We start from the raw sequence: 322 nt of genomic DNA on the forward strand, positions 1-322 counted from the left end.
CCAGACCGATGAAGCGGGCAACCCGTCCGAACCGGCAACCGTTGAAGCGGGTGATACCACACCTCCGGCACAGGTTGACGATCTGACCGTGGCGGAAGATGGCCTGAGCATCACCGGTACCGGTGAACCGGGTGCCTCTATCACCGTTCGTGATGCTGATGGCAACGTGATCAGCCTCCCTGGCGCGGTGGTGGGCGAAGACGGCAACTTCACCGTGAATCTGAGTATCCCTCAGACCAACGGCGAAACCCTCTCCGTGACCCAGACCGACGAAGCGGGCAATCCGTCCGAACCGGCAACCGTTGAAGCGGGCGATACCACG

Annotated in this window: 1 protein-coding gene; it reads left to right on the forward strand. The window is 62.1% G+C overall.

Going from position 1 to position 322, the window contains the following annotated elements; all coding sequences use genetic code 11:
- On the forward strand, window positions 1-322 hold a 322-nt coding region (locus tag IBT47_RS26845), incomplete at both ends, for an Ig-like domain-containing protein (protein WP_200564299.1).

Source organism: Erwinia sp. S43 (assembly GCF_016624745.1).
Classification (GTDB): domain Bacteria; phylum Pseudomonadota; class Gammaproteobacteria; order Enterobacterales; family Enterobacteriaceae; genus Erwinia; species Erwinia coffeiphila.